21 protein-coding genes and 1 riboswitch are annotated in these 24616 nt (G+C 46.7%); of the genes, 15 read left to right on the forward strand and 6 right to left on the reverse strand.

The window, feature by feature from the left end; translation table 11 throughout:
* The gene (locus tag MHI21_RS04775) at window positions 1-1191 is read right to left on the reverse strand and encodes an MFS transporter (protein ID WP_342419542.1); all 1191 of its coding nucleotides are present in this window, start codon (window positions 1189-1191) and stop codon (window positions 1-3) included.
* 215 nt (window positions 1192-1406) lie between these two features.
* Between MHI21_RS04775 and MHI21_RS04780 the strand changes: the two genes are divergently transcribed.
* The 3 genes from MHI21_RS04780 (at window position 1407) to aroD (ending at window position 4579) form a co-directional block, all read left to right on the forward strand.
* Window positions 1407-2318, forward strand: coding sequence for a LysR family transcriptional regulator (locus tag MHI21_RS04780; protein WP_165179439.1), 912 nt, complete (start codon window positions 1407-1409; stop codon window positions 2316-2318).
* 130 nt (window positions 2319-2448) lie between these two features.
* On the forward strand, window positions 2449-3711 hold the full coding sequence (locus MHI21_RS04785) for an MFS transporter (RefSeq protein WP_080751598.1): 1263 nt from the start codon (window positions 2449-2451) through the stop codon (window positions 3709-3711).
* Window positions 3712-3814: 103 nt separating this feature from the next.
* Window positions 3815-4579, forward strand: a complete 765-nt coding sequence (gene aroD, locus MHI21_RS04790; RefSeq protein ID WP_342419543.1) for a type I 3-dehydroquinate dehydratase — start codon at window positions 3815-3817, stop codon at window positions 4577-4579.
* Between the two features lie 104 nt (window positions 4580-4683).
* Here aroD and MHI21_RS04795 read toward each other — a convergent pair whose 3' ends face one another.
* Window positions 4684-5256, reverse strand: a complete 573-nt coding sequence (locus MHI21_RS04795) for a shikimate kinase (protein ID WP_023987143.1) — start codon at window positions 5254-5256, stop codon at window positions 4684-4686.
* A 554-nt stretch (window positions 5257-5810) separates the two neighbouring features.
* On the opposite strand from MHI21_RS04795, the gene MHI21_RS04800 reads away from it, so the two are divergent.
* The 3 genes from MHI21_RS04800 to MHI21_RS04810 all read left to right on the forward strand — a co-directional run bounded on the left by MHI21_RS04800 (window position 5811) and on the right by MHI21_RS04810 (window position 8740).
* Complete coding sequence (locus MHI21_RS04800) at window positions 5811-6503, forward strand: pectate lyase (RefSeq protein WP_061830632.1); 693 nt, start codon at window positions 5811-5813, stop codon at window positions 6501-6503.
* A 146-nt stretch (window positions 6504-6649) separates the two neighbouring features.
* On the forward strand, window positions 6650-7687 hold the full coding sequence (locus MHI21_RS04805) for an aminoglycoside phosphotransferase family protein (protein ID WP_342420174.1): 1038 nt from the start codon (window positions 6650-6652) through the stop codon (window positions 7685-7687).
* A gap of 54 nt (window positions 7688-7741) precedes the next feature.
* Window positions 7742-8740, forward strand: a complete 999-nt coding sequence (locus MHI21_RS04810; RefSeq protein WP_342419544.1) for a glycosyltransferase — start codon at window positions 7742-7744, stop codon at window positions 8738-8740.
* Window positions 8741-8927: 187 nt separating this feature from the next.
* On the opposite strand, the gene MHI21_RS04815 is transcribed toward MHI21_RS04810, so the two are convergent.
* Together MHI21_RS04815 and MHI21_RS04820 are read right to left on the reverse strand one after the other, a co-directional pair.
* A complete protein-coding gene (locus tag MHI21_RS04815) occupies window positions 8928-9419 on the reverse strand; it encodes a DUF1036 domain-containing protein (RefSeq protein WP_342419545.1) in 492 nt (163 codons plus the stop codon).
* A 128-nt stretch (window positions 9420-9547) separates the two neighbouring features.
* Window positions 9548-10756, reverse strand: coding sequence for an MFS transporter (locus tag MHI21_RS04820; RefSeq protein WP_342419546.1), 1209 nt, complete (start codon window positions 10754-10756; stop codon window positions 9548-9550).
* Between the two features lie 216 nt (window positions 10757-10972).
* On the opposite strand from MHI21_RS04820, the gene cysK reads away from it, so the two are divergent.
* Complete coding sequence (gene cysK / locus MHI21_RS04825) at window positions 10973-11896, forward strand: cysteine synthase A (RefSeq protein ID WP_342419547.1); 924 nt, start codon at window positions 10973-10975, stop codon at window positions 11894-11896.
* 132 nt (window positions 11897-12028) lie between these two features.
* A complete protein-coding gene (locus MHI21_RS04830) occupies window positions 12029-13006 on the forward strand; it encodes an aldo/keto reductase (protein ID WP_342419548.1) in 978 nt (325 codons plus the stop codon).
* Between the two features lie 156 nt (window positions 13007-13162).
* Here the strand turns inward: MHI21_RS04830 and MHI21_RS04835 are convergent, their stop codons facing one another.
* Window positions 13163-13963 carry a WYL domain-containing protein gene (locus MHI21_RS04835; protein ID WP_076295778.1) on the reverse strand — a complete coding sequence of 267 codons (801 nt, stop codon included), beginning with the start codon at window positions 13961-13963 and terminating at the stop codon, window positions 13163-13165.
* A complete protein-coding gene (locus MHI21_RS04840; RefSeq protein ID WP_342419549.1) occupies window positions 13938-15263 on the reverse strand; it encodes a WYL domain-containing protein in 1326 nt (441 codons plus the stop codon). The genes MHI21_RS04835 and MHI21_RS04840 overlap by 26 nt, the downstream gene beginning before the upstream one ends.
* Window positions 15264-15579: 316 nt before the next feature.
* Here MHI21_RS04840 and MHI21_RS04845 point away from each other — a divergent pair, with 316 nt between their 5' ends.
* The 7 genes from MHI21_RS04845 (at window position 15580) to MHI21_RS04875 (ending at window position 24515) form a co-directional block, all read left to right on the forward strand.
* Window positions 15580-16398: a nucleotidyltransferase domain-containing protein gene (locus MHI21_RS04845; RefSeq protein ID WP_160789401.1), complete on the forward strand. Its 819-nt coding sequence runs from the start codon at window positions 15580-15582 to the stop codon at window positions 16396-16398.
* Window positions 16399-16419: 21 nt separating this feature from the next.
* A complete protein-coding gene (locus MHI21_RS04850; protein ID WP_342419550.1) occupies window positions 16420-17874 on the forward strand; it encodes a 3' terminal RNA ribose 2'-O-methyltransferase Hen1 in 1455 nt (484 codons plus the stop codon).
* Entirely contained in the window at window positions 17871-20480 is a 2610-nt protein-coding gene (locus MHI21_RS04855; protein WP_342419551.1) for a polynucleotide kinase-phosphatase, read from the forward strand. Before MHI21_RS04850 ends, MHI21_RS04855 begins: the two co-directional genes overlap by 4 nt.
* Window positions 20481-20500: 20 nt before the next feature.
* The gene (locus MHI21_RS04860; RefSeq protein ID WP_342419552.1) at window positions 20501-21298 is read left to right on the forward strand and encodes a TatD family hydrolase; all 798 of its coding nucleotides are present in this window, start codon (window positions 20501-20503) and stop codon (window positions 21296-21298) included.
* Between the two features lie 43 nt (window positions 21299-21341).
* Window positions 21342-21453, forward strand: a riboswitch (TPP riboswitch).
* Window positions 21454-21701: 248 nt separating this feature from the next.
* Window positions 21702-22298, forward strand: a complete 597-nt coding sequence (locus MHI21_RS04865) for an ECF transporter S component (RefSeq protein WP_342419553.1) — start codon at window positions 21702-21704, stop codon at window positions 22296-22298.
* On the forward strand, window positions 22298-23749 hold the full coding sequence (locus MHI21_RS04870; RefSeq protein WP_342419554.1) for an ABC transporter ATP-binding protein: 1452 nt from the start codon (window positions 22298-22300) through the stop codon (window positions 23747-23749). Before MHI21_RS04865 ends, MHI21_RS04870 begins: the two co-directional genes overlap by 1 nt.
* Window positions 23724-24515 carry an energy-coupling factor transporter transmembrane component T gene (locus tag MHI21_RS04875; RefSeq protein WP_342419555.1) on the forward strand — a complete coding sequence of 264 codons (792 nt, stop codon included), beginning with the start codon at window positions 23724-23726 and terminating at the stop codon, window positions 24513-24515. Before MHI21_RS04870 ends, MHI21_RS04875 begins: the two co-directional genes overlap by 26 nt.
* The last annotated feature ends 101 nt before the right edge of the window (window positions 24516-24616 follow it).

The raw sequence follows: 24616 nt of genomic DNA on the forward strand, positions 1-24616 counted from the left end.
TTAATGAAATACTTTTTTATATCGATAAGCAACAAACAAGGCCAGCAAAATACTGACTACAGCAATCGCAATATCCAGAATGAATACCGAGGTGATTCCCAAACTTTTGGACATGCCCCCGGTAGCCAAAGGCATCAGAATGAACGAAAGACTGGCTGCTATGTTCACGAGAGAAGTCGTAGTGCCTTTGTTCTTGCGGAAAAATTCCGTCATAACCGTGAGGGCAATTTGGAATATGCCTGCGGTAGACAAGCCGATCAAGAATGAACTGATCAAAGTAGCGACAGGATTGTGCCATGTAATTAAAGCCAGCAAAGAAAGCAGGGCAATAAGCGGATATACAATCATGACAGTAATCGGTTTAATAAATTTACCAAGTACCACAGCTAACAGAATAACGGAAACCAATGAACCTATACTATAGTAGCTCAGCAGTTTAATGGCACTGGCTTTGTCCATGCCCAGGGCCTCTTGTCCAAAGGTAGGAAGCCATAGCTGCACGATCATGAACAATACAGTAGAAGTAAAACCGATAATAATTAGAGATAAACCTTCTTGCCAAAACTTAGGCTCGCTGCGGAAAGTATCTGTGGATTGGGCAGCCTCGGTTGGAGCCTTTTGTTCCTCTGCTTTGTGGTTGGGGAAAGCTGTCATCGACAAGAAGATACCGTTCAGCAGATAAATCCCTGCTGGAATAAAGAAGGAATATCCATAGAACATATCGTGATTAATAAAGAATGCAATCATGAACGGAATCACAATAGCACCGATCGAGATGGATGCTTTGACCAGTACCGTTGCAGACCCGGCTTTTTTTCCAAAGCCTTCAATTAATGCAGGATACGTTCCTGCATCCATCATAGAGTTGCAAAGCCCTGCGATAATAGCAAACACGAATGCCAACGTATAGTTAGGCGCAAGCGGAATGCCGATCAGGAAGATTAAATAAGCAAATGATGCAATAACAATGAGTGGTTTTCTTCCGTATTTGTCTGACATTTTTCCGGCTACCCCGAGAGCGAGCAGCTTACCGATCCCAATCGCGGACACCAGATAGCCGATGGCTGCTTTATCCGTGTTCAATTGAACGGTCAGGAAGCTCATATTCGACGATAGAATAACATTGATCATACCCAGAAGAAAATAGTTGATGTAAAGCCCTGCTGCCATTCTGATATAAGGATTTTTCATAAGTGTAACTCCCAACTTAAATTTTAGATCAATGGCCTAGGTAGGCATCGTCAGCTGTATTACATTACGCCTACAGATAAGTGAAATTATTCACATTCTTTCTATGTCATTATTATATAAGGAGTGTTATTATAAATCCAATGCATATTTTTATCGTTTTTCATAGTTTGGGTCTATAATTTAAAATATGAATTAAAGAAGGAGAGTACATCATTATGAACCTGAAGCACTTACAATATTTTCGTGTACTTGCAGAGATGGAGCATTTTACCCAGGCAGCTGTGCGACTATGTATTACTCAACCCAGTTTAAGTCATGCGATTTCAGAATTAGAAAAAGATTTGGGAGTTCATCTGTTTGAGAAGCAGGGGAGAAATATTCGGTTAAACAAATACGGACGATTTTTCCTGAAGTATGTGGAGCACGCGATGGATGAATTGGAAAAGGGAGAACACAACTTACGGGAGTTAGTGAGTCCAAGCCATGGAAATATAGATTTGGCTTTCATTTACACGTTAGGCTCACACTTCATTCCAGCGATCATTCAAGCCTTTTCAGCTCTGGATGCCCGCAAAGATATCTCCTTTTCGTTTCACCAAGGGAATACGAACGATATTATCCAGGGGCTGAAGCAGGAACATTATGATGTGGCGTTCTGCTCTCACATGGAAAATGAACCGGATGTGGAGTTTATTCCGTTGGCTCAGCAGGAACTGGTTGTCATTGTTTCGCCTGATCATCCACTGGCCACTCTAGACCAAATTGATCTCAAGGATACAGCGGATTATCCAGTGATCTTCTTTAACAAAAAGAGTGGGATTCGGCCTATTATTGAAAACCTGTTCTCCAAAGCGGGCGTCACGCCACAGATTATTTGCGAGATTGAAGAGGATACAGCAATGGCAGGGCTGGTGTCTGTCAATTACGGAATTGGGGTTATGCCTCGAATTTCATCGTTAGATTATTTTAACGTCAAAACATTGCCTATTGTAAATCCAGAATACGAGCGTTTTATCTACCTGGCCAGCATCAAAAATAGATATTTATCCCCGGCAGTAGTGGACTTTCGGAACTTTGCACTAAGCTACGGCAAGGAGTTTTATCTGAAAACGCATCAGCGCGTCTAGGTTGGGGTCCCGCAATATTTAAACTTGATAAATCTTAAAATGTGTTCTATACTTCATCATCGACACAGGTAATGTGAAATGATTCACATTTTTAATACTACAAGACTTACTTACAAAAGCAGGTGAATTCATGATGAAACGTTCTTCTTTTCCAGTGGCGACAGGCCTTTATGTAAACTATCTTTTGTTCGGCATGTTTAATATTATGCTGGCGTCCCACATGTCCTTTTTAACAGAGCATTTGCATACAGATCAGGCGGGCATCAGTCTCTTGGTTTCTGCGATGGGATTTGGCAGGCTGTTTACCCTGTACATATCCGGGGTGCTCTCCGACCGTTATGGTCGTAAGCCGTTTATTGTGGTAGCAGGGCTACTAATGGCTGTATTCTTGGTCGGTATACCGCTAAGTCCCAGCTTTGAGATGGCGATCGTACTGGCAGTGCTGGCAGGCGTAGCGAATTCTTTTCTTGATTCAGGTACTTATCCAGCGCTGATCGAAGCTTTCCCCCAATCCTCTGGTTCGGCTACAGTGTTGGTGAGAGGCTTTATATCCATCGGGGCGGCATTTTTACCGTTAATGATTATCTTTTTTATGAATCACGACATTTTCTACGGATTCTCTTTCTTTTTACCAGCCTTCATATTTGCTTTGAATGCAATTTACCTGTTCAAGATGAAGTTCCCAGACATGCGGGTTCAGTCACCCAAGGAGCCAGTTGGTGATACTTCTGTATCGAGCGTTGAGCAAGCGGGAAAATTGGAGGCAAATGATCGGAGTAAGCCGCGGTTTTGGCAGGAAGGGGTATGCCTTATCTTGCTCGGATTTACCGGACCGACTTTGCTTTATATTGTGCAGTTATGGCTGCCTACTTTTGGACAACAGTTTATCGGTATGACCCAATCAGAGTCTCTCAGATTATTAGTTTATTACAATGTCGGTTCACTGATTTCCGTGTTTGTATTGGTAATTGTGTTAAGAAAATGGGTTAAACCTGTTCACATTATTCTTATTTATCCATGTATTTCCCTGTTGGCTTTTGGAGCGCTTCTCTTATTCAAGTCAGGGGCTGCGGCCATTATTTGTGCGAGCGTCATTGGGTTTTCAATATCAGGTGTACTTCAGCTGACATTAACCGTAATGAGTGAATTTTTTAGTCAACGAAAAGGACAGATTACCGGGTTTGTGTATACAGCAACCTCGCTGTCATACACGGTCATTCCTGTGTTTACAGGCTTTCTTTTGAAACATTCTCAGATATCCAGTGTTTTTATGCTAGCTATTATTGTGAATGTGCTAGGGATCGTACTGGCGGTGTTTGTTAATTTTCGGTACAGTTTAGTTTTTCCAGCAAGTCGCAAATTGTCCCCTAAAATCGTACTTGATACCAAATAAATGACGACTGGACCTAATCATCTGCATGCTTATTCAGAATGCGTTATACTATGAATTATTGTACATGTTCGACTTGAAACTGTAATTTGGGAGTGAGATAGAGATGGCTAAAATCGTAAAGGTGAAAGATGTTCTGATCGGTGAAGGAGCGCCAAAAATTTGTGTGCCCATGGTGGGAGAAACGTTGGAGCAGTTGAAGGAAGAGGCCACTTATTTACGTACGCTCGACCTGGATATCGTGGAGTGGAGAGTCGATTTTTTTGAGCATGTGGAGAATTTGGAAAAGGTGAAAGCTGCCTTACATGAAATTCGGTCTATTTTAGCAAATGTTCCGCTCGTATTTACGTTCCGTAGCGCTCGGGAAGGCGGAGAAAAGGAAATCAGTGCGGCGAGTTATGTGGAATTGAACCGTACAGTAGCCGAAACGGGGCAAGTCGAACTTATTGATATAGAGCTTTTTAATGAGGAAGCCGATGTGAAGACGCTGGTAGAAGCAGCACATAAGCATAACGTGTATGTGATTATATCTAATCATGATTTTCATAAGACGCCGTCGAAGGAGGAGATTGTGTCCCGGTTACGTAAGGCGCAGGAATTGGGAGGCGATCTGCCTAAGATAGCAGTGATGCCAACCAATACAGCCGATGTGCTCACTTTGCTGGATGCCACGCGTACCATGGCAGAAGAGCATGCAGATCGGCCGATTATTACGATGTCGATGGCGGGGAAAGGTGTCGTGAGCCGCCTGACCGGAGAACTGTTTGGTTCGGCTCTGACCTTTGGTGCTGCTAAGAAAGCTTCCGCACCGGGGCAGATTCCTGTCACTGAACTGAGAGAGATATTGACGGTGCTGCATAACCATTCTTAAAAGATGGATAGGCATTACTCGCTAGTCAGTAATATATCCGCAGTGAACCAAAAAGGAAGGCCCCCATGCGGTAAGCATGCTGGGCCCTCCTTTTTGTGTAACTCTTAATTCAATCCCCGAGTAGGTTCATACAACTCCCAACCTAGATTCAGCGTTTGAATAATATAGTCTGCGACTTCTTCCGCATCCAACTGATCCGTATCGATCTTGGAGTGATTCACCGCGTAAATGTCCTGTCTGGAACGGAAAAGATCCTCAATTTCCCCTAAAGTCTTGTTTTGTAGATTGGGACGGGTGTCAATCAGCATCTTAAGCCGATCTTTCCAGGAATCCCAATTTAAATCCAAGAAGAAAACAATCGATGAAGCCAAACAAGCTTGCTTCACCTCTTCCTGTAAAAATGCACCACCGCCAACGGAAATGATTTTGAGGCGTGTGTTGCTGCATAGCTTCAAAATATGCTCTTTTTCAATCTCACGGAAACGCTTCTCTCCATAAGTTTTGAAAATCTCTGTTGTTGGCATGTTGTATTCTCGTTCAATCTCCTGGTCAATATCCACGAAATCGCGATACAGCTTGCGCGCTAGATGGGAACCGATCGTTGTTTTGCCTACACCCATAAAGCCGATGAGCACAATATTTTGTTCTTTTAATGGAATCTCACTATTGTTTTGCACGATAACCACTCTTTTCTCACCAGTAATGTTGAGATGTAACGCTTCAAAGCACTAAATACATTATACGTTCATCCAACGTGTCATTCAATAGTATAGATCACATCAAAAATAAGGTATGGGACGGAAAAGAGCTTGTGAATACCATTATAGTGATCTAGAGTAAGTCAACGAGACTAGATATTCAAGTCTTGTAATGCGTAAATTGCTGAAAAACAACTTTGTACAAGTATAAAAAAGGCAAAATTGTGTACTTAATTGAAAATAAGCACATATTTTGCCGAAAAATATATTGAAATTACTGGAAGTAGGATTATAATAGAATTATGCAAATTGTAAATGTAATCGCTCTATTTACAATTTGTGTGCACCTGAATTTATAGAATGAAGTTACTTTGAACCAAAAACCAAGTATACATATGCAAATAGTATAATAATGCTTTATAGACATGTATCGGTCAATGGGTTCATTGTACGAAGGTGGTGATACGGTCTACGCGTTCTAGTCAACGAAGAATTGGAACAATAAAAAATATCTACGAGAGGGATGAATTGAAATGAAAACAAACACAGCTAAAGTATTGAAAAAGGGAATCAGTATCGCTTTATCAGGAATGTTGGTCGCGTTATTTGTCGGCAATTATTCTGCACATGCAGCACCAGAAGTCGTTCATAAGACCATACTTGTTAAAGCTGGAGAAGTATACGATGGTAAAGGCAAGACTGTAGTGGCTGATCCCGATACCTTGGGAGACGGAAGCCAGAAAGAGGCTCAAAAACCTATTTTCAAGCTTGAAAATAATGCAACTCTGAAAAATGTGACCATCGCTGCCCCTGCTGCGGATGGTGTGCATGTATATGGCAACGGAACTATTTCCAACGTAACGTGGGAGGATGTAGGTGAAGATGCCTTGACGCTTAAAGAACCAGGCACGGTAAACATTACGGGCGGTGGAGCGTTCCATGCGTACGATAAAGTATTCCAAATTAATGCCGAAGGCACGATTAACATTAAAAACTTTAGAGCCGATGATATCGGAAAGCTGGTTCGCCAACTTGGAGGCTCTACATTCAGAGTGAATATGACTTTGGATAACTCGGATATTTCCAATGTAAAGGATTCAATTCTGAGATCGGACGGTCCTAACAGCAAAGCTAAAATTACGAACACTCGTTATCACAATGTGAAACAATTGTTCAAAGGCTTTAAGTCTGGTAATACGAGCGAGTCCGGCAATACTCAATATTAATGGGTATAGAATAGAGTAAGGATAGGAGTATGGATGTGATAAGGGGCTGCCCAACAGGTCGCGTGATCTGCTTGGGCAAGTCCCTTTTTGGGTGCAGCGAGTTACCCCAAGATGATCTGGGCTTCGTTCGGAACGAGGACTATGATATGATCGTACTATTACATTTTATACAAAAAAGTTGGGTGGCTATGAATCCTTTTCATCAATATGTGAATGTTGACGGCACCTTAAATGATACGCTGGTGCGGAATCGTGAGGTTTTATATACAGGTACGAATGGCCGGCATGTGGAACGTTTTTACGTGTCATCCTCTGAAAGTTATATATTTAAACCGCTAACCAACGATGGTCAGGAAGGGCGTGAGAGATGGGTGTATGAGCATGTGCTTCCTGCGTTATCACCGATCTATCCTCGATTGCTAGCCTGGTCTGATGCAGGTGCGGATGGCGGAGGAGAATGGATGGTTTTTGAGGACCTTGGTTCGTTACATCATCTACACGCAGACGAAACTTTATTGCGAGCTGTTGGACTTGTTGCATGGTGGCATGCTTTGCCGACGGATCGTTTTGCTGGGATGCCGTTACGGGGACCAAAGCCACTTATTCAGGAGATGGTTTCCGAGCTATACACGCGCAAGCCGGATGTGTTAAAGCTTTGCAGCTCACTGGGTTTATCTAAGCAACAGATGCTGCGTATATATGTACAGCTGGAGCATGTATCTTTTTCACAGCAGCTTGTACTGTCTCATGGTGATCTTCATCCGGGGAACTATGCGCTGAGCGGGGAACGGCTTATGGTACTGGATTGGGAGCATGCTCATCTGAACACACCGCTGTGGGATGTATATCACCTGATCGACATGTCCCATCCGTTGTTTCCCCGACGCATGACGTCCGAATTGCGTATTCGTATGCTGGACACATACGTGGAGCAGCTGGAGCTGTTGGGGAAAAGAGTGGATCGAACGGCATTTATGCTGGAATATGGCATGTTTGCGGTTGTATTTTCGCTCTGGGTGCTGTTGTTAATCACAAGTGATTTGCAAAGGATTGGAACGAACCTGCATAGAAACGCCGACAAATGGTCAAAAGAGCAATTAGAGTCCCAGTTGGATGAAACGTTAGCCTGTTTGAACCAATGTGCAGCAATGATGGATTGGGGTCAAGCCCAACAATGTAGATAGTAGCTTAAGACATAGACTGTGTTTAGTTAGCCAAAGAAGGTAGGGAATATATCCATGAAAAAAGTCGGTTTAGTCATGAGAAAAATACAATTTGCTGAAGCACAGGGTCCACGTATTTTTGCAGAGCGTCTGAAGCAGATTGGGTTGGAATTGGGGGTGGACATCGTATTTGTATCACCGGAGCGCCATGTGAACAGCCATGACTGGCTTCCGGGCTATGAGCACGAAAAGGGCGACCTGGTCAACTATGACGTCGTACTGGACCAACTCCATGAGCAGCAGATTGAGCACGTTATTTATACGGTATCTGGCTTTACCTATTTGAACATGTTTTTTAAAAACAGCGTGCTTTTTCCGCATAGTTTTCCTGATCCGGCGCTTACAGGCTATGAGATGATGAAGCCTTTTTATCAGATCGTGGACAAGGCTATCGTACAGACTGCCTTTCTCAAGCAGGAGATGGCTTCAAAGTTTGGCGTAACCGATGTGACGGTCATCCCGATCGGATTCAATGAGCGTCTGGTGGAAAAGCATTTTGATCCCTCGCAAGTGGTAGAGAACCGGGTGATGTGGATTGGTAGAGATGAGGAGAACCGACGTCCGGATTTGGTGCTGGAGTATGCGAGGCATAATCCTGACAAGGATGTCTATATGGTATTTGGCGGTGAACGCTACAAGGAAAGTATGAAGAAGTACGATATCCCGGACAATGTTAAACTTCAATTTGCGTTGACGCAAGATGAGGTGTTTGCACTGATGAACACGGCGAAGGTGTATTGGAGCTGCTCCAAATTCGATACATTCGCAATGCCGCTGACCGAAGCGCTCGCTATGGGGAAAATCGTCGTGAAGCCAGAGCATCCTTGCTATGGACATATCAGCTCTACGCATTCTTTTTCAGGGAATGAGAAAAACTGGTTCGAGCTGGTCAATATGGCTGCCGCCTCACCGCGTCGGGTTTCTACAGAAAATCAGGCATACGCCATGGAACAGTTTTCAAGTCAGGTGATGAAGCAGGGCTATCGGGACTTTTTTGATCATTGGTTAAGCTGAACGGCGAGGCGAAATACTGTGGTTGCAACAAGCGTCTGAGTATCCAGAGTGAAATAAAAATAACCCGCAAGGGGGTCACTTTTTTTAAAAAATGTCCATCTTGCGGGTTACGGTTCATTGTGTTTTTTCAAAGGGGCTTTGTAGTGTTTGCAACCAGGTTGCGCCTTTTATTGGCGAATTCTTTGACTTATCGTTTGGACTTTACTGGAACCGGGGTTCCTTTTTTAAATCGAGTCGGTCTTCTCGGAATTCTGCGAATGCCGGAGTCCTCCGATTTGGAAGGTAATGCTTTATGAGTTGTCTTTGTTGACAGTTGGCTTTGGCTTGTTCTGCCGAACTCGACAGTGTAACTGTCTACAGATGAGTCAATGGAAAGTCTACGCATCCCCACTTGTCTGGATGATCCGCTGCTATAGTTCCAACACCAATGAAAATCACTGCTAGTGCTTCTCGGAAGCCGTGTGCGGTACGTACCACGCCACGAATTGGAGTGATCTTCAGCATAATAATAGAATGTGGTTCCCCCTACAGACCCGCTCCATACTTCTCTCGTATCACCAGGTTCTATCCGATACCAGCCCATTTTAGAATAATTGGTGGGATGACAGTCGGAACTAGGATAAGCATAGGCGGCATAGATGGTGTTACTCGTGTTGTTTGTAAAAAAAAGGCTCATCATACACACTTCTTTCCTCATAAATTAGTATTGCAATGCATACTATGAGGAATTTAGAAGAAGAGAGTGGACAATATCTCTCAATCTATGAAAAATGAACCAATCGTTTACGTCCAACTTGCTAAATGATTCTATGTCTGTATCTCCGCTATCGCTTCAGGATGAGCCGTCTTGCGATCCACAATGTAGCTAACTATCATGAGTAGCAGACCGCCGACAGTGATTAGCGATGCAACCCATGGAATAGCGGCTAGCCCCATTTGATTAATAACGACTCCACCGATAAAAGCGCCGCCTGCGTTGCCTAGATTCAATGCGGAATGGCTGGAGGTAGAGGCAAGCAAAGGAGCCTCATAGGCCAGGTTCATGATGCGAACCTGAATACCCGGCATGATGCCGAATGCAGCAATGCCCCAGATAAAGACAGTGATGACGGCTAATACCTGGCTTTGAAGCGTAAATGTCAGAATGGCCAAAATAATAGCCAGTATAGCATAGTTTGCGATCAGAGATGGAAGTAGTTTCCAATCTGCAAGCTTGCCGCCAACGATATTGCCGATCGTTACCCCTAGGCCAAACAGGACGAGAATCCAGGTAATGCTATGTTCGGCAAAGCCACTAATGTCCGTAAGCAAAGGCGTAATGTACGTAAAGACAGTGAACAGACTACCACAACCGACTGCACCTGTGAGCAGCATCAGCAGCACTTTTGGATTAAACAGGCTTTTGACTTCTTGTTTGAGACTGGAAGGCTTGTCCTGGTGAATTACCGGAATGTAACGAATGATACCAAAGAGAGAAATCAAGCCGATGACCACAATAGCTCCAAAGGAAGCACGCCAGCCGAGTTGTTGTCCGATAAAGGTTCCAAAGGGCACACCAATAATGTTCGCCACGGTCAAACCGGTCAGCACCATAGAAATGGCACCCGCGCGCTTGTCAGGACGAACCAGTCGGGCAGCGATCAGGGAACCGGCTCCCAAAAAGGTTCCGTGCGATAATGCAGTAGCCATACGGGCCGCAATCAGAAATTCGTAATTGGGAGCAATGACGGAAAAAAGATTGCCTAAAATGAATATGGTCATTAGTAGGCATAGCAGCTTTTTCTGCGGAATCTTATGGGTTAATACAGTAAGCACAGGCGCACCAATGGCTACACCAAGCGCGTAACTGGTGATTAACTGCCCGGCTTGCGGAATCGTAACATGAAGATCATGGGCTACATTGGGCAGTAGTCCCATAATGACGAATTCGGTCATGCCGATGGCGAAGGCACCAAGGGTCAACCATAGCAAGGAGGGGGGGAAGCGATTTGCTGTCATATTTTCTTGATTACTCATAAGTGTCTTGTATCCTCCTGGAAAAATAGTAATGCGAGTATATCATTACAGGCGATATCTGGCGACCCATTTTGCAAGAATTTTACATACTAAGTTGATGAGTTTTATGTAATTTACAAAAGCGACAGGTAGGAAGGAGCCAAGTATGTTATTTTGGTAGTATGATATGAAGATCGTAAATAACGCTGTAAGAAACAATCTAAGGAGGATACAACGATGGCACCTAAAGTGGTACATAGTATTACAGATTTAATAGGAGATACACCTTGTGTAAGACTCCAACGGCTCACAGGGCCGCAGGATGCGGAAGTGTATGTGAAGCTGGAGTATTTTAATCCAAGCGGCAGTGTTAAAGATCGAGCGGCGGGCAACCTGATTGCCGAGGCGGAAAAGGCAGGACATCTAAAGCCGGGAGGCACCATTATTGAGCCGACGAGTGGCAACACGGGAATTGGTCTTGCGATGAATGCGGCAGCCCGAGGTTACCGTGCAATTTTGGTGATGCCTTCGAATATGACGAAGGAACGGATCAATATTTTGAAAGCCTACGGGGCTGAGGTCGTACTGACACCAGCGGAAGAACGGATGCCAGGAGCGATTCGCAAGGCACTCGAACTGGGGGCTGAAATTGAAGGGAGTTTTATCCCGCATCAATTTGAAAATGAGGCAAATCCGGATATCCACCGTACGACGACGGCACTTGAGATTTTGGAACAGACAGAAGGGAAGCTGGATGTGTTCGTCGCTTCTTCGGGAACGGGCGGTACCATTACGGGAACAGGTGAAGTGCTGCGTCAGCATTTGCCGGATCTGCGGATTGTTGTAGTTGAGCCTAAGGGCTCGCCAGTGCTATCTGGAGGAAAACCCGGTCCACATAAGCTGGTTGGCACCAGTCCAGGCTTTGTTCCCACCGTGCTGAATACGGAAGTGTATGACGAAATCGTGCAGGTTTCCGATGAGGATGCGATTGCAATGACACGGGCGATTGCTGCCCAGGAAGGGATTCTGGTTGGCCCCTCTAGCGGAGCTACGATATGGACGGCGATTCAGGAATCTCGGCGTTTGGGAGCAGGCAAACGGGTACTTTGCATTGCCCCGGATACCGGAGAGCGTTATCTGAGCATGGGGATATTCGGATAAAAAGATGTGGATTGGGACCAAAGTGATACACGACCGTAAGTAAGTGGTAAAATAGGTGTGTGATAGCGGTTTCACGAACTATTCATATGTGGATAAAGCAGGGAATATTTTGAGGGTTAAAGGAGGAGCAGCATGAAGATTATGCCTTTACAGAAACGTGGAATCTCCGATAGTCGGCTGGCGCTCGGTTGTATGCCTTTTGGTGGAGAATGGAGCCATGCACCGTTTACGCAGGAGCATGTCGTTGAAGCGGAAAGAGCTGTAGAAGCTGCACAATCCATTGGGATTACGATGTTCGATCATGCGGATATCTATCGTATGGGGAAAGCGGAAGAAATTTTCGGTCGGGTTTTAAAGGGACAGCCGGGCTTGCGTGAACAAATCGTAATTCAGTCCAAATGCGGCATTTTTCTGCCGGATGGTACGCTCCCGGGCCGTTTTGATTTCTCATATGCACATATTATGGAGTCCGTGGATGGCATTCTGAAGCGTCTGGGTACGGAATATTTGGACATCCTGCTGCTGCATCGCCCCGATCCGCTGGTAGAGCCGGAAGAAGTAGCGAAGGCGTTCAGCGAGCTTAAGACGTCTGGCAAAGTACGGCATTTTGGCGTTTCCAATATGAATGTAAGCCAAATTCGGTTTCTGGAGCGGAGCCTAACGGAGCCGCTGATCGCTAATCAGCTGGAAATGAGCCTGGCGCATCTGCATTTTGTAGATCAGACAGTACATGTGAACCAGCAGGCGGGGACGAATGTACATTTTGGCGAAGGTTTGCTGGAATATTGCCAAACCGAGGATATTCAGCTCCAAGCCTGGGGACCGCTGGCGCAGGGACGTTTTAGCGGAGGTCCTTTGGAAGGGCAGCCTGAGCATGTTGTTAAGACAGCAGAACTGGTGCAGAAGCTAGCTTCTGAAAAGGAAACGACAAGTGAAGCGATCGTCCTTGGCTGGCTTATGAAACATCCGGCACGGATTCAGCCTGTCATTGGCAGCGCCAATCCTGAACGAATCAAGGCATGTCAGGATGCGGAACGCCAGAGCGAGCTGATGACCCGTGAGGAATGGTATGAATTGTACGTCAGTGCGCGCGGACAAGCCTTGCCATAACTCGTATAGCGGACCAGCTTGTTACAACAGGCGTATGTGGATGTAAGTGTATGACTTCGTTTATACGAACCGTAGTTTAATAGCCCCTCCCTTCGTCTCATTAACAGACGGAGGGAGGGGCTATTTACATGGCTGCATCTCATATTGTCTCAGCAGCTATTCCTCTTCGTAGCGTGCAAGGGCCTTGGCCGTTGTTTCCTTCATTCGTGAAATCAGCCGGGAGCCTTGGACGACCTTGACACGTTTGCCAAGGAAACGGATTTTAGATAGTACATATTCACATTCGTCTGCCTGGAAAGTGAGCGTAATACGATAGGTATCTGCTTCCTGAACATATTCGACTTCTTTTTCAAAGCAGGAAAAAGCATATAAAATACGTGACATTTCCCCGTTGTATACAGGAATAATTTCAATGATGCCCTGTTCTTTTCGCGACTCCAGTATACCGAGTATACGTTGGGTGAATTTTTCGGCCTCTTCGGGTAGAAGCTCATCTTCCGTGACGTTCACGATATTAGACAGCTTGGTAGACATGAGCGCGCGGTGTCTGCGGTTATACCACAGCAGGCTCCATTCTTTTTTGACCATGGAGAACTCCAGCTTATATGGAAAACCGGACATTCGCTCATGCATGTGTCCGTTGCGCAGTTTGTAGGTCATACAGATGCCAGAACGGGATCGCAGAATGGGACGCAATTCGCGCAGGAGTGGATGATAGACCGAGGCAGCAGGAATACCTGCTTTTTCCCGCAAACTGCCATCGGCCTCCAGAGGCTCGTCGTCTGCGAGCATCTGCCGAAGCTTATCAAGCGTAGACGGGGTGAAAGCCTCTATTGCTGCCGAGTCTGTCAGCATAGATTGGAGCCAGACTCTTTCCTGCGATGTGGTAGCAAAAGCGCCCGATTCATCCAGCCGAGAGACGATCTGGTAGTTAAATATTTTCTCGAACAGGCTCATAATAGGCTTGCAGCTCCTTCCATTCCTGTCTGAATTCCTTGCGCAGCCGCTGAGGCTCCAATACCTCACAGCTTGATCCGAAGCTGCGAATCCACGGTTTAATCTCGGTGATTCCATTCACTGTGATTTCATAGATAAAGGATTCACTTTCTTCCTCCGCGATCGTACCCCATTGTCCCTGTGACAGTACACGTTCCCGAATAAAGTTGCGCTTCGCGCCCTCAGGATTAAAAAAACGTACCCGTACCTTCACAGGACGACCGGTATCAACAAGCCAGCTGTACCGCATTTTTTCTTCCAACACCGCTAGCAGATCGGTATGAAACTGCTCTGGTACAGGCTCGCCCTCCACCAATTGAGTCATGCCTTCCATACGAAACTTCATGATTCCTTTACCGCCTACATGACCCAGAACATACCAACGTCCATATTGATGATCATAGATGACTTGCAGGGGCAGAATGGTATGTTCACGGCCCTCCGTCTCTTTTTCAAACAGCGGGTTTGTGTTCTGTGACCCGTACATGCTTCGTTTGGACGTCGAAAAATATAAAAAAGTTACACAGCGACGTTGCCGAATCGCGTGTAGAAGCGGATGAATATGGGCTTCGTCCAGAATGCGTGAATAATAGTGGTATTTATATAAAAAAGGTTCGATTATATCCCGATCTCCGGCTTGACGGCGCATGGCCTTTTTAAGATGATCTCGCAACAGATATCCCTGCACAGAGGGAAGCTGGGTGTTGGCCATAATGTCTACAAAATCATATAAGTCCAGTAATTCCTCGTCCGTCAGTCCTGTCACCAGATCGTTGCGGACAGCATAGCGATAAGGTCTGCCGCCGGGTTCCTTGCGAACCACGCCGACTTCGACCAGATATTTCAGATCGGAACGAATCGTTTTCTCATCCGGCAGCGAACTGTCGGAAGGCAGCCCGTTGCAGCAAGCATCCAGCAATTCCATAGTGGTCAGAGGCTGTGAGTGTAGCGCTGTCAGCAGAAGAGATAAGCGGACGCTTTCTGATTCCTTGAGCGATTTGGCCCGAAACAGAAATAACAATAATGGATCAGCGGATTCGTAATAATTAAAGCGCAGCATCTCATTAAAATCATATCCCTGGTCCTCAGGCAACTGCTGTTGTACGGATTGGACGATTTCCTTGAGACGCCGGATTGTTTTATCAAAGGTATGTACCGAAATGCCCAGTCTATCTGCAAATTGCTGCCGATTATAGGCGCCACTTGTTAATGTGAGCATACGCAGGAATTGAATTTCTTTATCAAAACTCTCTCTCGCCATGATGCATTCCCCGTTTCTGTTGCCGTTCTCCGAAAGCAAGTATCCCTTTATTCTACCAGGGAAGGGAAACAGGAAAAAGGGAAATTATTCTTCTTTGTAATACTTTCACCATGTTCACGACTTTCAAAATAAAGCATCATAGAAATATAAGATAGCACGATGAAATAAGAAGCAATACATAACAGAAGGGTGATGCAACATGTTTGGACGGGAGAGGAAACGGCTATGCGTCTTCGCCGCTTATTAATAGATGAAACGGATGAGTCGATTAGAGAACAGATTCGGGAAATACTTTAATGATAAGGGAGGGAACAACATGACAGATGTGAAGCATGGGCAGGGTTTCATTCAACCGGACATGTGCGAGACGATTTTGCGTGAGCTGCGCGCGTTGGAGCAGGCGGAGCAGGTGCGCATTGTATACGCTTGTGAATCAGGCAGTCGGGCATGGGGGTTTCCTTCACAGGACAGTGACTATGATGTACGATTTATCTATGTAAGACCCGTAGAATGGTATTTATCTATCTTTGATAAGCGGGATGTGATTGAGCGACCCATCAGCAATTTGCTGGATATGAACGGCTGGGATTTGAAAAAGGCACTCCATTTGTTTCGCAAGTCCAATCCGCCTTTGCTGGAATGGCTGCAATCTCCGATTCCCTATCTGGAGCAGTATTCAGTAGCTGACCAGATTCGTGCGATATCGCCGTTAACTTTCTCTCCGAAGTCCTGTGTGTACCATTACCTGAATATGGCGCGGGGGAACTATCGGGATTATTTGCAAGGAGAACAGGTGAAGATTAAAAAGTATTTTTATGTACTGCGCCCACTGCTGGCCTGTGGCTGGATTGAACGTTACAACAGCATGCCTCCGATGGAATTCGTAGACTTGCTAGAGGAATTAATTCCGACCGATACAGAACTTTATCAGGTGATCGGGCATTTGCTACAACGTAAAAAAGCGGGCGAGGAACTGGATATGGAGCCACGGCTTTCGGTGGTGAATGATTTTATCCAGCAGCAAATTGCTTATTTTGAACAAAAGGCGCCCTTGCTTCAGCATGTGGAGAGTGGACGGGATCAGCAGTTGGATGATTTGTTCCGCACTGCGGTGAATGAAGTATGGAAAGCATAAGCTGGGAAGGAGAAGTGGAGTATGCACATTACGCTAAAAGCAACCGGAACGAATGCAGGGATGATTTCGCATTTGCTTGCTAAGAATCCTTACAATACGTATGATCGCACAGAAAAAGGCGCACGTGTACGCATGGTGTACACCGTTTTTACCGAGGAAGAGGCTGAGATCGTCATTCAGGCCTCGCCAGATTCGATTGATTTGGTCAAAAACAGTCCAGACAGCTATGACATTACACAATATATTAATGACCGGGAGTTTGTAACCAGCAGCTTATTTTGCACTTATATTCGTGGCTCGCTTGGCACGGCCCTGAATGGCAAACCCAAGGAGGACTATGCAGGATGGGTGACGCACCCTTTTTCGCTGGAGTTATCGTTTGGGCCCGTTGCTTCGGATTTGCCGGATTCTGTGGTGGAGGGACTATTTGCTCCGCTGGGTTATCATGTGGCCATAGAACGAGGGGAAGCGGACTATTCTTTTCAGCTAAAAAATCGAAGCACCGTCAGATATGTCACGTTAAGTGGTCATCAGACGGTGCAGTATGCGCTTCGTCAGTTATTGCTGTTGATTCCGGTGCTGGATAATTATAAGCACTACTATATTAGTGAAGAAGAGTTTGACAAGCTGAGACGTTACGGTGAGGGCTGGCTGCCAGAGCATCCACTACGCGAGCTGATCATTCGACGCACGCTTCGTTTTACCAATCTGATTGAGCGATTTGAGCAATCTGATTCTGCTGAAACAACAGGTACAAAAAAATACATTGAAAAGGATACTGTCCAAGCTCAAAAGGATAAGCACGAACAGGTTCAACAGCAAGAACAGCCACAGGAGGAAGGGAAGCAGCAGCCTACTGTACGGCTGAATGAACTGCGATACCAAGCCATTATGGACGTGATTCGTAAGCTGCCTCGCAGACAGAAAATCGTAGATTTTGGTTCAGGGGAAGGGAAGCTTTCGGCTCGGCTGGCTCGAATGACGGGCGTTGAAGAGATTTGGGCGGTGGAGCCGTCTGCGTATGCACAGGTGAGAGCCATGGAGCGTTTTGCCAAGCTGGAAAGGCATGCCGACGCGATCAGTCCTACACCCATGATGGGCTCTCTCTTTTATTATGATGAACAATTGCGGGGCAAAGATGTGATGATTCTATGTGAGGTCATTGAGCACGTGGATGAGCATCGTCTGAACCGGGTGATGAAGACGATTGTGACGGAGTATCAGCCAGGCGTGCTGATCGTGACGACTCCCAATCGTGAATATAATGAAGTGTATCGTATGAATCAGCAAGAGCTGCGGCATGGCGATCATCGTTTTGAATGGAGTAGAAGCGAGTTTCAGGAACGATGTGAGCAGTGGATTGCGGAAGCTCCTTATTCGGTAGCGCTGAAGGGGATCGGAGAAGAGGTCGAAGGCTTTGGAAAACCGACCCAAATGGCTATATTTACGCGCAGAAAGGAGCAGAAGGAAGCATGAGCAATTCATCCAAACGTACGATTCATTTACCGCATGCTGGACTGGTTGTGTTGGTTGGGGCCTCCAACAGTGGCAAAACCACATTATTGGACAGGCTGGTGAGCGAAGGGATTCTATTGGAGACAGAAGTGGTATCCTCGGATCATTTTCGCAAGCTGGTCGGAGATACGGAATTTATAGACTGGAGTGGACTTCCAAGGCTGGAATCGGACGTACTGTTCTATGAGTATCAGCAAATGTCAGCCAAGGCGTTTGAGGCGATGGATACGATTCTGGCTATGCGCTGTCGCTTGAATAAACTGACGGTTGTGGATGCCACCCATTTGTATGCTGAGGATCGTCAAAAATATGTACAGCTGGCAGCCAAGGCGCATGTTCCTGTTATGGCCTGGGTACTGGATGTACCCGAAGCTGTGCTGCTGGATCGGGATTTAGGCAGGGAGCATCCGCGTGGCCGCCAACGGGTCAAGCAGCAGGCACAGCTGTTAAAGCGGAACCTGCGTGGTATCCGCGAGGAAGGCTTTAACGCTTGCTATATCCTTAAGGATATAGAAGAAATGAGCTTTGTTCGCCGTGCGCAGCCACTATTTCATGAGATTGGCTCAGGTATTGACATCATTGGTGATATCCATGGGTGCTACCGTGAGATGCTGGAAGTGATAGAGCAGCTAGGATATACGGAAGATACGGAAGGACTATACCATCATCCAGATGGCAGAAGACTGGTATCTGTCGGGGACGTAATGAGCCGTGGCCCAGAATCGTTACAAGCGGTGCAGTTCTGGAAAAAGCACGTGGATGCCGGACTAGCGTACATGATTGACAGTAATCATGGCTGGAAAATCGGCCGTTACCTCGATGGAAGAAAGGTGACTCTCAGTCATGGGGATGAACGATTTGCAGAGGAACTGGCCCAGTATGAACAAAAAGCGGGCAAAGCAGCGGCGGAACAGCTTAGAAGCGAGCTGAGGGATTTTCTGCTACATGCACCCTCTCATCTTATTTTTGGCAGAAATGGATTGCGACACGTGGTCGTGGCTCATGCCGGGATTAAGGATCATTTTATTGGCAAACAGTCGTCACGTATTTCTGATTATTGCCGCTATGGAGATACGGAGGGGCAGGATGCGAACGGAAAACCGATCCGTAAGGATTGGTTCGTAGACCATGAATCAGGAGAAATAGTAGTATGGGGACATGATCCGAGACCGCAGCCTACCCTTGTGAACCAGACGGTGAATATTGATCAGGGTGTGGTATTTGGCGGTATGCTGACCGCTTATCGTTATCCAGAAAAGGAATTTGTCAGCGTTCCGGCACATGAGAATTATGCGAATGATCCCGATAGCCCACTTGTCCGGTGGCAGAGAAAACGGTTTTCCCCGCCGAATTTACGCAAGCTCATCGCCGGCTATAGTGTGTTGACGGAATCGTATGGCGAAGTGCGCGTGCAAGGAGAATGGATCAAATCCGCTATAGATACCGTGTCACATGTGACTGTACCCATGGAGGAGCTGGTGTATATTCCACCAACCATGAGTCCTGCTCCAGCGGTGTCTGCAGAGGAAGGATATCTGGAGCATCCACGTGAGGCGCTGGCTTATTATCGCGGGCAAGGAGTACAAACGATGGTGGCCGAGAAAAAACATATGGGTAGCCGAGCGATTCTACTATTATTCAAAAACGAACAGGCTGCTGTTCAATATGTGGGGTACCCGACATTGGGCACGATCTACAGTCGGAGTGGGAGAGCCTTCTTTGAACAAAGCCTTGGGAAGCAAGTGCTGGAGAAGCTGAATGTGGATCTACGGACTGCTGGATATTTTGATCGGAACCAGACGGATTTTGTGTTGCTGGATGCGGAAATTGTACCGTGGAATCTCAAGGCTCGGGAACTGATTGCTGCACAGTATGCACATGTGGGGGAGGCAGCTCTGCTGGATCGCAGTAAGCTGGTAGACAAGCTGAAGCAGGCAGAGGTTGCAGGCCGAGAGGTTGGAGACTGGTTGGAGGAAATGGAGCAGAAGTACGCGAATGCCGTAACCTTTCAAGAGGCTTTTCAAAAATATTGCTGGGATGTGGACGGTCTGGATGAAATTCGTATCGCACCGTTTCATACGCTAGCACACAGCGGAAAGACTTTTTTCGACCATTCTCATACTTGGCATATGGAGCAAAACCGGGAGCTGGCTGGGCTGTCTTCCCTGTTTATGGAGACAGAGTATCGTGTCATCACGGACGAAGCAAGCGAGGAAGAGGTCATTCGCTGGTGGAACGAGATGACAGAGGATGGTCATGAAGGGATTGTGATCAAGCCGGAACGCTTTTTGATGAAAAATCGGGACAAGATGATTCAGCCTGCAATCAAGGTGAGAGGCCGGAAGTATTTGCACATCATTTACGGTATGGATTATCTTGCCCCTGAGAATTTAAAGCGTCTGAAGCAGCGTCGAACGAACAAAAAGGAGCGTCATGCCCTGATGGAAGGAGCGCTTGGTATGGAAGGCGTGGAACGTTTTGTCCGCAAGGATACGGTAGATCGTATTCATGAATGCGTCCTTGCCGCGCTATCGCTGGAATCGGAGCCGATTGATCCGAGATTGTAGTTTGCGAAGGAGGGATTGAGATGGAAAGGGGTACACCGTTAATTGATATTGGTGTGAACTTGATGCACCGTTCGTTTCATGCAGATCGGGAACAGGTGGTAGAGAGAGCCGCGGCTGTAGGGATTTCACCGCTGATTATTACCGGGACCAGTGTCCGCAGCAGTCGGGAGGCTTCTCAGTATGCAGCACGTTATCCGGGCAAGCTGTATGCGACAGCTGGCGTGCATCCCCATGATGCCAAAGACTGCAGCGCAGACACGATTCAGCAGCTCCGCCAGCTGGCGGGTCAGCCGCAGGTCGTATCCATAGGGGAATGCGGATTGGACTATAACCGTGATTTTTCGCCACGTGATGTGCAGCGTCGATGGTTTGGGGAGCAAATCCAACTGGCGTGTGAGCTGAATATGCCGTTATTTCTGCATGAACGAGATGCACATGAGGACCTTGTCGCTATGCTTCGGGAGTATCAAGGGCTTGTCGATAAAGCGGTAGTGCATTGTTTTACTGGCACTGAACAGGAATTGCATACGTATGTAGAAATGGGACTGTATATCGGGATCACCGGCTGGATTTGCGACGAACGGCGTGGCAAACATCTGCGTGAACTGGTCAGAGATATTCCCTTGGACCGTCTGATGATTGAAACGGATGCTCCATTTTTGACCCCGCGTAATTTGCCCGTGAAGCCCAAAGAAGGGCGTAATGAGCCCGTGTATCTCGCTCATATTGCTGCTACGGTTGCCGAATGTACAGGTCGAAGCATGATGGAGATCGAAATCGCGACGACGGAGACAGCCAAACGTTTCTTCGGATTATAGGATTGTCAAAGCCATAGATGTGGTATATATTATAGTGAATTAAAAGAGCATTGTCGGGAGCTTGAGAAAGTCAGGCTGAGAGGGTGGCCCTTGCCACTGACCGTGAAATCTGATCTGGGTAATGCCAGCGTAGAGAAACCAAGAACACTATACAGGAATGCCGCTTGTTTTGCGGTTGTCGATAGATTCAATGTATGTCCTAGCATTTTACCTTGACCCTGACTTTGGCTTGGTATCAGTGTAGTAGCTTAGACTACTGGTTATATAAGGCATATCGACGAATGATGTTTTGTATGGTGCTTCACCTTTTACTGCGCATAAAGCTTGCCTGGAGATTCAGCTCCAGACAAGCTTTTTTTATGGCCAAGAGGCCAATTATAAGGAAAAAGGGGAGCACGCAATAATGAATACTGCTGTAAGAGCGTCCAAAGGGTTGAAGCTGACTGATATTTTGGTCACGATTGTGATATCTGTTGTGTTCGGGTTGGTCTACAAAATATGGGGACCTGCCTATGATTTGATGAAACCATTTGGTCTACACGCCGAGCAACTGATGTATGGCATGTGGTTTATGGCAGGCACGTTTGCTTATCTCATCATTCGCAAGCCGGGTGTTGCGATTTTGGCAGAGGTGGCAGCGGCAACGGTCAGCGCTTTTTTGGGAAGCGAATGGGGCATGTCCACCTTGTACTATGGCCTGCTGCAAGGCTTGGGAGCGGAGCTGTTTTTTGCGGCTTTTCTGTATCGAAACGCAAACCTATGGGTTGCTTCGCTAGCTGCGGCTGGGGCGGCTGTCGCTTCTCTGATTTTAGACTTCAGCTACGGGTATATTGATCAGCTTTCGACCTGGAACTATGTTTTGTATATTGGATTTCGGATGATTGGCAGTATTGTGATTGCCGGGGTATTCGCGTTCTATCTGGCTAAGGCATTGGAGGTAACCGGAGTTACACGAAGTTTGAGACCTGCAACGGAACAAGATTATAAGGGGCTGGATTGATGAGCCGGGCAACCGAAGATGTGGTGGCTTCGATCACCCGTCTACGGTTGAAATTCCCCGGTGAGCAAGAGCTGCTTTTTCACAATATGTCTTTGTCTGTCCACAAGGGGGAAAAGCTGCTGCTACTGGGACCGAGTGGATGCGGTAAATCAACACTGCTCCAAGTGTTAAGCGGTCTGATTCCACGCACGATAGAAGTGCCCATGAAATGCGATGCTGCTGTAATCCCAAGTGTCTCAGGTATTGTATTTCAAGATCCTGATACGCAGTTCTGTATGTCATATGCAGACGAGGAACTGGCTTTTGTGTTGGAAAATAATCAGATTCCCCGGGAACAGATGCAATCCCGTATTCGCGAGCTGCTGATACAGGTTGGTCTATCGACGGATGATATACACATGCCCATTGGCAACATGTCACAGGGAATGAAGCAGCGTCTGGCGATTGCGTCTGTGCTGGCTATGGAGCCAGAAGTGCTTTTTCTGGATGAGCCCACGGCTTTGTTGGACGAGGAAGGCACCACACAGGTTTGGGACACCATTCGCAACATTTCGGTAGACCAAACGCTGGTGATCGTAGAGCATAAAATTAATGAAATCGTCCATGATGTGGATCGGATTGTGGTGCTTTCTGCTCAAGGGGAGATCATTGCGGATGGAAGGGCAGAAGAAGTATTTCATGTGCATCGGCAGGCATTGTCTGAGTACGGCGTGTGGTACCCGGGAGTATGGAATGAATCGTCTTCGCCACGTTGGAGTGAATCAGTGACACAACAGAACGGTGCGGGGATTGATTTGCTGGAGCTGGAACATTTTAGTGGTCTCCGCGGTTTAAGTTCAGTGATTTATGTGGAGCATGCGCAGGTGAAGCCTGGCGACTGGATTGGCGTGGTCGGTGAAAACGGGGCTGGCAAAAGCTCGCTGCTGCTCTCCATGATGCGCTTACTTCGCACACAGGGACGTTATAGCGTGCGCGGAATTGAGGCAGGCAGTACAGAACAACTGGCAGAGCGTATCGGGTTCGCATTTCAAAATCCCGAGCTGCAATTCGTAGCGCATACCGTACGAAAGGAACTAGAGTATTCGTTACCCAAGAGCTTGTTTAGTGCTGAACAGTGCCGGGAGCGGGTGGATCGGATGCTCGTACAGTTCGGATTGGAGCGGCTGGACGAGCGTCATCCGTATCAGCTTTCGTTAGGCCAAAAAAGGCGGTTGAGTATTGCTACGGCCATGATCCGTGAGCCGGAAGTGCTGCTGCTGGATGAGCCGACTTTTGGTCAGGATGCGCGTAATACCTTTGTCATGCTGGATATGTTGGAGCAGTTGAGAGCGGCAGGCACGGCCATTGTGATGGTCACGCATGACCCGGAAATTGTTCGTCGATATTGTACCGATATATGGCGGATTCAGAAAGGGGCACTACAGTATGAACCTGACCTTTCCCCATCATAAAACATGGCTGCATCGCGTGAATCCGGGCTTAAAGCTCGTTATGTTTTCCATACTGTTTGTGGTCGTTATAGTCATTCATGATCCGAATGTCATGTTTAATGTTGCGTGTTCTATGCTGTTGCTGCTTGTCTGGTCAGGCCATCCATGGAAGAGGCTGCTGCTGTACGGTTCTCCCTTTATATTGGTGTTTATTTCAACTTCAACGGGCATGATGATGTTCGGCAAAGGGGTGACGACCTGGTGGTCATGGGGCTTGATCCATGTGACGCAGGAAAGTTTTTACCGAGGCATGCATCTGGGCTTTCGTGCGCTGAGTATGGCTGCGGTAGGGTTGCTGTTTGGTTTAACGACTCGTCCGGTGGACCTTTTTTATTCACTGATGCAGCAATGGAGGCTCTCTCCGAAGTATGCGTACAGCTTTTTGGCAGCCATGCGGTTGATGCCCATGATGGTGGAGGAATTCCAGGCATTGAGACAAGCACACCGTATTCGAGGTTTACATCAGCATGTGTCCAAATGGAATATGTATGCCACACTCCGCAGATATGCGATTCCGCTGCTCGCTCAAAGTATCCGGCGTGCGCAGCGAATTGCTATTGCCATGGAAGCCAAGGGTTTTGCTAATGAAACCAAGCGCACGTATTATTATGCGATTGGCTATTCGGCTGTAGATATTTTATTTATTTTCTGTTTTGTGGTAATACTTACGCTGGCTTGGGGATTCGGTATCCGCTTTCCTTATGTAGGGGTATGGGATGTACGTTAATTGTTGTCAAAATGCTTTGCCCGTTTTCTGCTCTGTGGTATATTAATGCAATGGGAATTGACGGCTCGTACAGACCCGCCCGGGCTGGCGGGCTTATTACA

Origin of the sequence: Paenibacillus sp. FSL H8-0168 (genome assembly GCF_038592955.1) — a bacterium.
Classification (GTDB): Bacteria; Bacillota; Bacilli; order Paenibacillales; family Paenibacillaceae; genus Paenibacillus; species Paenibacillus polymyxa_B.

Bases quoted from the DNA above. Each gene is read 5' to 3' on its own strand.
- MHI21_RS04775 (WP_342419542.1), bottom strand. From the start codon at position 1,191: ATGAAAAATCCTTATATCAGAATGGCAGCAGGGCTTTACATCAACTAT.
- MHI21_RS04780 (WP_165179439.1), top strand. From the start codon at position 1,407: ATGAACCTGAAGCACTTACAATATTTTCGTGTACTTGCAGAGATGGAG.
- MHI21_RS04785 (WP_080751598.1), top strand. From the start codon at position 2,449: ATGATGAAACGTTCTTCTTTTCCAGTGGCGACAGGCCTTTATGTAAAC.
- aroD (WP_342419543.1), top strand. From the start codon at position 3,815: ATGGCTAAAATCGTAAAGGTGAAAGATGTTCTGATCGGTGAAGGAGCG.
- MHI21_RS04800 (WP_061830632.1), top strand. From the start codon at position 5,811: ATGAAAACAAACACAGCTAAAGTATTGAAAAAGGGAATCAGTATCGCT.
- MHI21_RS04805 (WP_342420174.1), top strand. From the start codon at position 6,650: ATGATCGTACTATTACATTTTATACAAAAAAGTTGGGTGGCTATGAAT.
- MHI21_RS04810 (WP_342419544.1), top strand. From the start codon at position 7,742: ATGAAAAAAGTCGGTTTAGTCATGAGAAAAATACAATTTGCTGAAGCA.
- MHI21_RS04815 (WP_342419545.1), bottom strand. From the start codon at position 9,419: ATGATGAGCCTTTTTTTTACAAACAACACGAGTAACACCATCTATGCC.
- MHI21_RS04820 (WP_342419546.1), bottom strand. From the start codon at position 10,756: ATGAGTAATCAAGAAAATATGACAGCAAATCGCTTCCCCCCCTCCTTG.
- cysK (WP_342419547.1), top strand. From the start codon at position 10,973: ATGGCACCTAAAGTGGTACATAGTATTACAGATTTAATAGGAGATACA.
- MHI21_RS04830 (WP_342419548.1), top strand. From the start codon at position 12,029: ATGAAGATTATGCCTTTACAGAAACGTGGAATCTCCGATAGTCGGCTG.
- MHI21_RS04835 (WP_076295778.1), bottom strand. From the start codon at position 13,963: ATGAGCCTGTTCGAGAAAATATTTAACTACCAGATCGTCTCTCGGCTG.
- MHI21_RS04840 (WP_342419549.1), bottom strand. From the start codon at position 15,263: ATGGCGAGAGAGAGTTTTGATAAAGAAATTCAATTCCTGCGTATGCTC.
- MHI21_RS04845 (WP_160789401.1), top strand. From the start codon at position 15,580: ATGACAGATGTGAAGCATGGGCAGGGTTTCATTCAACCGGACATGTGC.
- MHI21_RS04850 (WP_342419550.1), top strand. From the start codon at position 16,420: ATGCACATTACGCTAAAAGCAACCGGAACGAATGCAGGGATGATTTCG.
- MHI21_RS04855 (WP_342419551.1), top strand. From the start codon at position 17,871: ATGAGCAATTCATCCAAACGTACGATTCATTTACCGCATGCTGGACTG.
- MHI21_RS04860 (WP_342419552.1), top strand. From the start codon at position 20,501: ATGGAAAGGGGTACACCGTTAATTGATATTGGTGTGAACTTGATGCAC.
- MHI21_RS04865 (WP_342419553.1), top strand. From the start codon at position 21,702: ATGAATACTGCTGTAAGAGCGTCCAAAGGGTTGAAGCTGACTGATATT.
- MHI21_RS04870 (WP_342419554.1), top strand. From the start codon at position 22,298: ATGAGCCGGGCAACCGAAGATGTGGTGGCTTCGATCACCCGTCTACGG.
- MHI21_RS04875 (WP_342419555.1), top strand. From the start codon at position 23,724: ATGAACCTGACCTTTCCCCATCATAAAACATGGCTGCATCGCGTGAAT.